Raw genomic sequence first — 10,457 nt, 5'->3', positions numbered from 1 at the left:
ATGTGTTTGTTTTTTTGTTTAATTAATTGACACTTATACCGTCAGCTATATCATAAGCCGACTTTGCACCCGTTACACATTTTTTAGTCTTCTATAAGGTTCATTAATAATGCATTATAAGAACTTCTCTGTAGGAAAGAAGATTGGCGTTGTCTTTTTTTCTATAGGCTTAGCTGTTGCTGCACTAGGCTATTTTTTAATTTCAGAAATTTCAGCTATCAAAAGTAATCTACTAGACATAACGGATGGCACTATGCCAAGGATCGTTCTGGTACAAGATTTACAAACAGATATTGCAACGCTACGAATGGATGAGTTTTTTCTGTTATCCAATAGTAATAAAGACGAAGTGAATACGGTATTAACCAGTATTGAAAAAGCAAATCGTAACGTTTCTGCCATGCTTGAACAGCTTCAATCAATGTCGATCTCATCTGAATATCGTAATCAACTTCAGAGTGTTATTAGAGATTGGGATATATATGTATCGAGCAAGAATGGTTTTTCATCAGCAATAAAAAATAAAGAAATAACTCTCGCGAATAAAATCACATATGATTCCTATCAGGCATTCAATACTCTTCAAAGCTCTCTAGACAAACTATTAAACCTAGCTAATGAAGAAAGTATGAGTGAAAGAGATCAAGCATTAAATAATGTTCAGCAGTCAAATACATTTACATTAATTGGCATCCTATTATTAATCGCTTTCATGGTTGTTATGAATTTATTCTTAACTCGTCAGGTTTGTTTGCCTCTATCGCTTGTGACTACTCTTGCAGGTAAAATTGCAGCGGGTGATTTGACGCACCGTTTAAATCGAGAAAATATTGGTAATGATGAACTTGGTGTCTTAGCTGATTCATGTGTCACCATGCAAGATCACTTGCGTGACTTAGTGAATGATATTTCAAGCTCGGTTACTCAGTTAAGTGCGGCGATTGAAGAAGTGAGTACGGTTTCATCAAACGCATCGGACGGCATGAAGCACCAGCAAGATGAACTGACTATGATTGCAACGGCCATGAACCAGATGCAGTCAACAGTACAAGAAGTCGCAAATAACACCGAAGATGCTTCAAGCGCCGCCAACAAAGCAACGGAAGACGCGAATGAAAGTACCCGCGTAGTTACGAAGAACATCGAAGAAATTCAACGTGTCGCTAGTGTTATTGAGCATGCTGGCGAAATGGTGACTCAATTAGAGCAAGACTCAGCCAGCATCAGCATGGTGGTTGACGTGATCAGTGGTATTGCAGAGCAAACTAATCTTCTCGCATTAAATGCGGCCATTGAAGCGGCACGCGCTGGCGATCAGGGACGCGGCTTTGCTGTTGTTGCAGATGAAGTTCGAACACTTGCTGGGCGTACATCCGAGTCAACCAGCGAGATTATTGCGATTATCGAAAAGCTACAAAAACGGGCGAAAGACACCGGTGAGGCAACCAAAGAAAGTTGTGTGTTAATTCAGTCTTGCGTTGAACAAACAGAGCTAACAGGCACACACATTTCACAAATTGAAGGTGGGGTGAACCAAATTGCTAGCATGAACATGCAAATAGCAAGTGCATGCAGTGAGCAAACATCCGTGACTGAAGAGCTTAGTCGAAATGTCGAGAATATTAATGAGTCTTCTCATAGCGTAGCGGCGGGTTCTGAACAAACGTCGCAAGCCTGTGTTGAATTGAGTCAACTTGCAACGGGCCTTCAAAGCATGGTCGGGCGTTTTAAGATTGTGTAGCTAACATAAACTCAGCTCTTATTTATCTGTAAACATTTCAAGCCTTACTGGATCCAGTAAGGCTTTTTCTTGTATGGCTGTTAATGGGAATTGTTTATTGATTTCTCAATATTCAGCAGGTGAAATTGTTTTTTACCTCTACGCAAGACTAAGTACTGCTGTTGTAGTGGTAAGTAGGCGCTAAGGTCATCGGAAATAGCTGTTTCGCCATTAACACTGATGGCTTGATTAGCCATAAACTCCCGAGCCTGTCTGTTAGACGATGCAAGACCACTCTTCACCAGTAGAGCTGGTAGTGAAAGTGTAGTATCAAGGGGGCTACAAGGTAGACCATCTAACTCTAATTGTTGCAATTCAGCCAGCGTGAGCGACTGTAGTTCACCAGAGAATAGTGCGAGACTAATACGTTGTGCAGAAAGTAGCGCGTCTTCACCGTGTACCAACGTTGTTAAGGCTTCTGCCAGTATTTGTTGTGCTTGCGGTTTACCGTTACGAATCGAATCTTGGTGTTCAATGTCTGCGATAGCCTCGACACTTAAGAAAGTGTAGTAACGCAAGAAATTGTAAACATCAGCATCAGCACTATTTAACCAAAACTGGTAAAAGCTGTAGGGTGATGTTTTGGTCGGGTCGAGCCATACAGCACCGCTTTCCGTTTTGCCAAACTTTGTACCATCTGATTTAGTGATTAACGGTAGCGTCAATCCAAAGACTTTCTGTTGGTTTAAGCGGCGCGTTAAATCGATACCACTGGTAATGTTTCCCCATTGATCGTTCCCGCCAATTTGCAAGCTACAGTCATGCTCCTGATTAAGGTGCGCAAAGTCGTATGATTGCAGTAATGAATAAGAAAACTCTGTAAATGAAATCCCTTGTTCTGGGCGATTTAAACGCTGCTTTACGGACTCTTTATTGATCATCGCATTTACTGAAAAATGCTTACCAATATCACGGAAAAAACTGATGATATTCATGCCTGAAATCCAATCAGCATTGTTCAATATGGCCGCGGGATTTGATTGTTCACTGTGTAATACATGCTGTATTTGGCCGCGTAAATCTGCAACCCACTGCTTTACGGTTTGTTCATTATTAAGCGTACGTTCATTGGCTTTAAAACTTGGATCACCAATCATACCGGTGGCACCACCAACGAGTGCAACAGCACTATGGCCGGCAAGTTGAAAACGTCTAAGCATGACTAAAGGAACCAAGTGACCGATGTGCAAACTGCCTGCTGTTGGATCGAAACCACAATAGACAGTGCGTGACTCAGCCAAGTGTTGTTGCAGTTCATCGCTGTTAGATGCTTGTGCAATCAGCCCGCGCTGTTGCAATTCTTTGAATAAGTCTTGGTTGATAGTCGACATATTGATTCCTGTAGAACGAGATATGCTGCTATCCTGACGTGAATTACCTCTCTTTTGGTTATCCCTATAGGGATAGAGAGGGCATTTTGTTATGCTAACCGACTTGTTTCTTTGTGTGAAAGAAAGTTATGAACAATACGGCATGGTTAACAGCCTTAGCCCAAACCATCAATGCACAGAATAAAGCAAATTTTGCCTCTACATTGGTGGCATTGATTCGTCTGCATGTTGATTTCGACTGTGTTGTGATCTTGGGGTATAACCGCCAGCGCCGGCCCGTGTATCTGTACGATGCAATACCGGAAAACAGGGAGCTATTGTTCCAGCATTATCTTAATCGTTCTTATGTTGATGACCCTTTTTTTCGTGCTTTTGAAGAAGGGGTGGAACAAGGAGTGTATCGGCATGATGAATTGGCTGCTAAGTTAGGAATAAACCCTGATTACATTAATGATTTTTATCAATCGACGGGATGGAGCGATGAAGTTGGGTTCGTGATCCCACTCGACACTGACAGGTGCGTGGTGATCAATATTGGCCATTTACAGGATAAAGCTTCTGGGCAGCTCTCTACTGAGAAAAAGAAGCAAATACAGAGCCTGCATCAAATATATGACGTTATTGCTGCGTTGACTCGACAGCATTGGTTGAATCAATCTTTTTTATTGGCAGATGCCCCCGTCAATAATGCACGTATTCGTTATGCCGTGGAGCAGGCAATCGATGAATTTGGTCAAGCTGTTTTAACGGAGCGTGAGCATGATGTACTGAAATTAATCGTGCAAGGTTTTGATTCAAAAGCGATAGCTGAACAGCTTAATATTGGAATGGGAACAGTGAAAAACCATCGTAAAAAAATATATGCCAATTTGAACGTTTCATCCGTTAGTGAGCTGTTCGGGTTGTTTTTGAATTACTTGATCACTGTAGATACCGCTAATAACGCTGTGATGGAATAGTCTTGTTTGATATCGAATTGATTGGATTCGTTGTTGAAATCGCAGATATTAGATGTGAGTTCATAATAGGGGGAAGTCGGGGGAGACATCGCAAATTAATATCTATAACGAATACAGTGAAAGGTGTAATATAGCGTTTGGTTTGATCAAATCTCTGGTGTGATAAGCAGCGAATGGTCATGAAAATGCTTCAGTGAGTAGATCCGTGGCGACAATAACTTTAAAAGATGAAAAGGTCTTCATCGACTCTCATTACGGCGTCGTTATACACCGTGATTTCAAGCCCCTCTATGCCGATGATACGTATGCAACTCATTATGGTTACACATCGAGTGAAGAGGTCCTCGCGCTTCCGTCATTGCTACAACTTATTTCTGAACCTGAGCATGCAAAGGCACTCGCGACGTATGCTGGCGTTATGTCTGGGCGGTTAAAACCAGGGGTATCGATAGCGCAGGTAATGAGCTTATCGTCCTTACTGTTGACCACGTTATTGAATGGCAGGGTGAACCTGCGATGCAGATTACGATCATTGATCTGAGTTCGCAGATTGAAACCCAGCGTCAACTTAAAGCCAGTGAGGAGCGTTATCGCGAGTTGATTGATGGTTCAATTCAAGGCATTGTGGTTCATCGTGATTTGACCCCCTTATTTTGTAATCGAGCTTATGCGCAGATGCATGGTTTCGATAATGAACAAGCCATGATTGAATATGGTTCAATTATGCCTCTCATTGCACTGCCATTTCATCAGCAAGCCCTCGACGAGAGCGCCGCTCTTATTAACGGAGCCTCTGAAACAATCAAAGCAGAAGTAAAAGGCTTTAAGGCTGATGGCTCTACGATTTGGTTAAGCTTATTGTCACGTCCTGTGATTTGGGATGGTGAATTAGCGGTACAAGTGACAGCTATGGATATCACCGAACAACATGTACTGCGTGAAAAACTAGAACACCAAGCTAACTATGATGGGTTGACAAACTTGCTCAATCGCCGAGCAACCTCCGAAATTCTGACTCAGCAATTTGAGGTCGCTAGCGCTGAAAATCAACCGTTAAGTTGTGTCATGATAGATCTCGATAATTTTAAACAGCTCAATGATCAGTATGGGCATCAGATTGGTGATGAAATATTGTGCCTATTCGCAACTGTTAGCCTTCAGAATTTAAGAGAGACCGATATTATAGGGCGCTGGGGGGGCGAAGAGTTTATCTTGAGCTTACCAGGGCATGATCAATTGCAAGCGGCTGCAGTTGCCAATCGACTATGTCTGGCATTGTCTCAAGTGGCCGTAGAAACAGAGCTTGGACCGTTATTCTTTTCAGCAAGCATGGGGGTTGCAACCATGAGTCCTGAAATCACCTCACTGGATCAGCTGGTATCGAAAGCCGATCGTGCGTTATACCAAGCAAATCATGATGGCAAAAATTGCGTGGCTTTGTTCAATGATATTGAATCGTAAAGCAGATCTACTGTCATCACCTTAGCCGCATAGTGTTTTTCCCTCCTTTATCCATCGATTCACAGTACTGAATATTGTTGCAAAATAGTACTTCTTGCCATCACTATAGCGCACACTTAAGAAACATCTCCTATTCACTCCTCGATATAGATTAATGTGCTTTAAATCACACCAAAACCACCCTTGAAATATAATCCTTAACATCCTAGTTACATTGTGTTTATTATGCCGTATACAAATCAATCAAAAAGCAATGTAAAACAGGGAGTGTTTCATGCAATCAGTAGTCGATTTTCTGAATGGAATCATTTGGAGCCCAGTACTTATTTACTTGTGTTTGGGGGCGGGGTTATTTTATTCCGTTACTACGCGCTTTGTACAATTACGTCATTTTCGTGAAATGTGGCGTCTTTTGTTATCGGGGAAAAGTTCAGATAAAGGGATCTCATCTTTCCAGGCTCTAGCTGTTTCATTATCAGGTCGAGTTGGTACGGGTAATATTGCAGGTGTTGCTGCTGCCATTGGTTTTGGTGGCCCCGGTGCTGTCTTTTGGATGTGGGTTGTTGCATTTTTAGGTGCTGCGACTGCGTACGCTGAATCGACGCTGGCACAGATTTACAAAGAAGAGGACGAAGGTCAGTTCCGTGGTGGCCCTGCCTATTACATTGAAAAATGTATGGGGCAAAGTTGGTATGCTTGGATCTTTGCGATCGCAACGATCTTTGCGTGTGGCGTATTACTACCCGGCGTGCAATCAAATAGTATCGGTAACGCTGTTGAAGCTGCATTTGGTTCAGGAGCGATGATCGAAACTGCGATTGGCACTTTTAGCTTCGCAAAAATTGCGACTGGCACCATTATTTCGATCATTCTTGGTTTTATCATTTTTGGTGGTGTTAAGCGTATTGCGCACTTTACGCAAATTGTTGTGCCATTTATGGCATTGGCGTACATCATTATCGCGTTTGTTATCATTCTACTAAACATCAGCCAAGTACCTGGTATTGTCATGATGATTTTAGGTGATGCATTTACACCAATGGCGGGCTTTGGTGCTGCAATTGGTTGGGGTGTTAAGCGTGGTGTTTACTCTAATGAAGCAGGCCAGGGTACAGGCCCTCATGCTGCCGCGGCTGCGCATGTTCAGCACCCTGCCCAGCAAGGTTTAGTTCAGTCATTCTCTATTTACATCGATACACTGCTAGTGTGTTCTGCTACTGCATTTATGATTCTTCTTACTGGAGCTTACAATGTACATGGTGGTGGAGAAGGGGCATTTTTAGTTCAGAACCTATCGGCAGAAATTGGCGCAAATGGTCCTGTCTTTACGCAAATGGCGATTGAAAGTGCGCTACCAGGGTTAGGGAAACCATTTATTGCTTTTGCACTGTTTTTCTTCGCCTTTACTACGATATTGGCTTACTACTACATTGCAGAAACGAACATTGCGTTCATTCGTCGTAAGTTCAAAGTGTCGGGCATGATGTTTGTGTTGAAGATTGTCCTGATGGTGTCGGTGTTCTACGGTACGGTAAAAGCCGCAGATCTGGCGTGGGCTATGGGTGATGTTGGTGTTGGCGTTATGGCGTGGCTGAATATTGTGGGTATTTTAATTATCTTTTTTATGTCAAAACCCGCACTTAAAGCGCTGGAAGATTATGAAGCACAGCAAAAAGCAGGCGTGACAGAATTTACGTTTGACCCTGTAAAACTTGGCATTAAAGGCGCGGATTACTGGGAGAAAAAATTCCATGGTAAAGCAGCGGTTAAACCAGAAGATGCAGATGGCAGTGCACCCGCTAAATCAACGGTGTAGTCATCCAGATGAGATATAAGGCTCAGAAGGATTAAAATGCGAGAGGTTACCCCATGGGTAGCCTCTTTTTTGTTTCGTTTATATTAACCGCCAGCAGTCAGTATTAACCACAAACAAACCATGAGTGGGCTGGGGCCGTGATATAAGCTCGGTCGTGCCATTCTAGTTTTTCCATAATGGGGGCGGTACGAATATCACCTTTCATTTTTGCTGTTACTAAGACCCGAACTTTCCCTACATCGACACTTTCGACTGTACCTAAAAAGGTATGGCCAAGAGGGCTATTGTTTGCTTGATCATATAAACAGACGGTTTGCCCCGTGGAATTGTAGATATATAAGCTTTCCTGATCCCATGTTTGATCGTCGAGTGGGGCAACTGGCGTTTGATATAGCTGACCGTAGCTGTCGTTTTTAGACATTAACTGCCTAGTTGAAGAGTAAGGCTGGTAACCTAATATTTTGGCCGATGCTCGCCATTCATCCTCGGCGGCATCCGTATTTTCTATTACACGCATTGTAACAAATGGGCCATCAAGGCAGAGATCAGCCCAAAGTTCTGTGCTTGAAATTCGGGCATAAAAAATAGGCGCTTCTTCAATAGTGTTGGCATTACTTACACACCAAGTCCCTGTGGACTGATGAACTAACTTCCCTTGATTTGCATCACAGGTACGCTTTGCGAGTTGTTGGTACTCGGCTATATCAGTGGTGGCACTTTCTGGGCTGGTGGCGCAATAACGATATGCAAAAGAATAGGTATCTTTAGGATAAAACAGACCTTTATCAACTACCGAACCATTTCGACGAGCATCGGTCATGTCAATGTAGACTTGGGTGGAATGTAAAAAAAGCAGATCGGATGATTTAGTGAGTAAGGGGGTAGAGCTACAGGCTGTTAGTGTTAGCAGTAGAGTCGTTAACAACCATTGTTGTGATTTTTGAAATATAGCCATACACGCCTCTTTTACAGACAGGGGTTAAACAAGTGTAAAAGAGTCACGCTGAAGCTGGATGTCTTAGAAATGAAACGAAGTGATTTCTATTTATGGGAAGCAAATAGGAATGCGGTAAAAAGTAAGCCACAGAGCGGTGGCTTACTTTTAACGATCATTGGCAAATAACTGTTACAAATAGCTACTTACTCAGCGTTTCATCTAACCACTGGTTAAATTGCCCTTTTGGCAGCGCGCCATTTAATTGATCAATCATCTGACCATTTTTGAAGACCATAATCGTTGGAATGCTACGAATACGGTATTGTCCTGCTAGCGCTTGTTGCGCTTCGGTATCTATTTTAACAAAGCGTGCAGCCCCTGATTTTTCAGCAGCCACATCTTCAAAAATGGGAGCAAAGCCAACACATGGGTTACACCACGGAGCCCAGAAATCGACAACAACAGGTGTGTCGCTTTGAATTAGCGAAAGAAAGTTATCGCTTGTTCCTTCAACGGGTTTGCCGTCAATCAAGTTTTCTTTACAAGCGCCACAAGTTGCAGTCTCTTCAAGACGTTCAATAGGTAAACGGTTCATTGCTTTACAGTGTGGGCAGCGTGTGGTCATTGTTGTCATCATTATTCTTCCTGTACTGACTATGAAAACAATGTAACTGTTCACTAGTTAAAGCTAAAGCGGATTATTTGAATGGCTGTAATAGATAGAATCGATGAAGGCTTGCTTTATCACTCTAAGCTCGGTGGGCGTAGCCTTGCGTCTCCGCTGCCGAGCATCTGGTTATTCTATTATTTGATCGTTTTCTTACGCCAAGATTGCGATAACGCTAATGCTAATGGAGTTTGCTCTGATGATTGGCTTAATGAGTGCGAGCGGGGTGTCACAATTCCTTGCTGCCACAATGTACGTAAATGCATAAAGCGCCTGAAAAGAGGTGAAAATAAGCTAATAACATCCATGGCTAACCAAGGTAGTGGCGTAATAAATACTGGCTTACCCGAGCTTAGAGTCAGACAACGCGCGATATCAGCAATACTGGCTTCATGGCCTGCGTAATAACTGATGTGGAGTGCTCCTTTATTGGCTTGGCTAGGACAATCCGTAAGATGTGTAGCAATCGAACTTGCAAGATCAGGCAAATAGGTCCAATGGTGTTGTAAATTGGCAGCGCTTGGTGATTGGATATACAGGCGATCGTCAGTCTCTTTGATCAATAACCCGAGATAGCCTTCATTATTGCGGCAATCTAATGTATGCCCTAAGCAGACAACATGTATCTGTTCACAATGTGAACTTGCGGCTTCTAACCGCTGAAGGAGAGCGCTTGGAACAGAGATTGGAATGGGGTTCTTTTTACGCCAGAAAGCTAAAGACGGTAGCCAGTTTGTGCTGAAGTCGTATTGATTGGTTGTGATAACCAATTGAAGCTTCAGGTTTTCACATAACGTAATGATGGTTTCTAATGAAAAAGGGGCGTTGGTTTCGTCACTTTCATAAGGCTGATGAAAAAAGACGGTGTCGACTTCTTCAGCGAGTTGATATAGAAAATCAAGGTCTTCAGGTAGTAGCTCTGCTAATGTTAAATTTCCCAGTATTGGTGCAGTAGTTTCAGTATCACTAACGACGCCAAGCACATCCCATTCATGCTGAGTCAAAGATTCGCATAAGCATGATCCCATCACATGCTCTACGCCTAACACTAAGGCTCTTTTCATCTTTACCTCTCGCTACAATGATTATTTATATTTCTTTGTGTGTATTGTCTGCTCTATCTTTTATAGCGAATCAAACTAGAGGCTGACTATTGTTTTATATAGAATAAAAAGGGATTGCGATGCTAATCGCATAACACATGAAGTTTAGGTGTAAGAGGGTGTTTCAAATGCGGTATATGTTGTGCATGTTTAACCTAATTTCATGCACTCAAGGAGGGGAATACCGATGCTGGCTTACGGCTCATGTCTAAACTGCAAAAAAATCGCATAAATACAGTTGGTTTATTCAGCATGATTGATTTATTTAGGGTGTTTATAGTTTAAAAATTAGTTTAGATACCGATGTGTGTCTCACTTTTTTGCTAAACAAAAGTTTAAAATTCGATGTAAATTTAAACAAAAGCAAACGATACCCACAGTTTTTTTTGATCTTAACCCGTAA

General features: G+C 42.3%; 8 protein-coding genes. 4 read left to right on the top strand and 4 right to left on the bottom strand.

Annotation, left to right across the window (positions count from 1 at the left end):
• The first annotated feature begins 109 nt into the window (after window positions 1-109).
• Window positions 110-1,741, top strand: coding sequence for a methyl-accepting chemotaxis protein (locus tag ASV53_RS19880; RefSeq protein ID WP_094958379.1), 1,632 nt, complete (start codon window positions 110-112; stop codon window positions 1,739-1,741).
• 80 nt (window positions 1,742-1,821) lie between these two features.
• Here ASV53_RS19880 and tyrS read toward each other — a convergent pair whose 3' ends face one another.
• On the bottom strand, window positions 1,822-3,111 hold the full coding sequence (gene tyrS / locus ASV53_RS19875) for a tyrosine--tRNA ligase (protein ID WP_094958378.1): 1,290 nt from the start codon (window positions 3,109-3,111) through the stop codon (window positions 1,822-1,824).
• Window positions 3,112-3,239: 128 nt separating this feature from the next.
• Here tyrS and ASV53_RS19870 point away from each other — a divergent pair, with 128 nt between their 5' ends.
• The 3 genes from ASV53_RS19870 (at window position 3,240) to ASV53_RS19860 (ending at window position 7,347) form a co-directional block, all read left to right on the top strand.
• The gene (locus ASV53_RS19870; protein ID WP_094958377.1) at window positions 3,240-4,070 is read left to right on the top strand and encodes a helix-turn-helix transcriptional regulator; all 831 of its coding nucleotides are present in this window, start codon (window positions 3,240-3,242) and stop codon (window positions 4,068-4,070) included.
• Window positions 4,071-4,586: 516 nt separating this feature from the next.
• On the top strand, window positions 4,587-5,531 hold the full coding sequence (locus tag ASV53_RS19865) for a GGDEF domain-containing protein (RefSeq protein WP_094958376.1): 945 nt from the start codon (window positions 4,587-4,589) through the stop codon (window positions 5,529-5,531).
• 274 nt (window positions 5,532-5,805) lie between these two features.
• The gene (locus ASV53_RS19860; RefSeq protein WP_094958375.1) at window positions 5,806-7,347 is read left to right on the top strand and encodes an alanine/glycine:cation symporter family protein; all 1,542 of its coding nucleotides are present in this window, start codon (window positions 5,806-5,808) and stop codon (window positions 7,345-7,347) included.
• A gap of 103 nt (window positions 7,348-7,450) precedes the next feature.
• Here ASV53_RS19860 and ASV53_RS19855 read toward each other — a convergent pair whose 3' ends face one another.
• The 3 genes from ASV53_RS19855 to ASV53_RS19845 form a co-directional block, all read right to left on the bottom strand.
• Entirely contained in the window at window positions 7,451-8,302 is an 852-nt protein-coding gene (locus ASV53_RS19855; protein ID WP_094958374.1) for a hypothetical protein, read from the bottom strand.
• A 181-nt stretch (window positions 8,303-8,483) separates the two neighbouring features.
• Window positions 8,484-8,918, bottom strand: a complete 435-nt coding sequence (gene trxC, locus ASV53_RS19850) for a thioredoxin TrxC (protein WP_062691224.1) — start codon at window positions 8,916-8,918, stop codon at window positions 8,484-8,486.
• A 170-nt stretch (window positions 8,919-9,088) separates the two neighbouring features.
• Entirely contained in the window at window positions 9,089-10,015 is a 927-nt protein-coding gene (locus ASV53_RS19845) for a Rossmann-fold NAD(P)-binding domain-containing protein (protein WP_094958373.1), read from the bottom strand.
• Window positions 10,016-10,457 lie beyond the last annotated feature (442 nt).

This window comes from Photobacterium sanguinicancri (assembly GCF_002265265.1).
GTDB classification, from domain to species: domain Bacteria; phylum Pseudomonadota; class Gammaproteobacteria; order Enterobacterales; family Vibrionaceae; genus Photobacterium; species Photobacterium sanguinicancri.
Note: the sequence above shows the minus strand (reverse complement) of the source record. Positions and strands in the feature narration are given on the sequence as shown.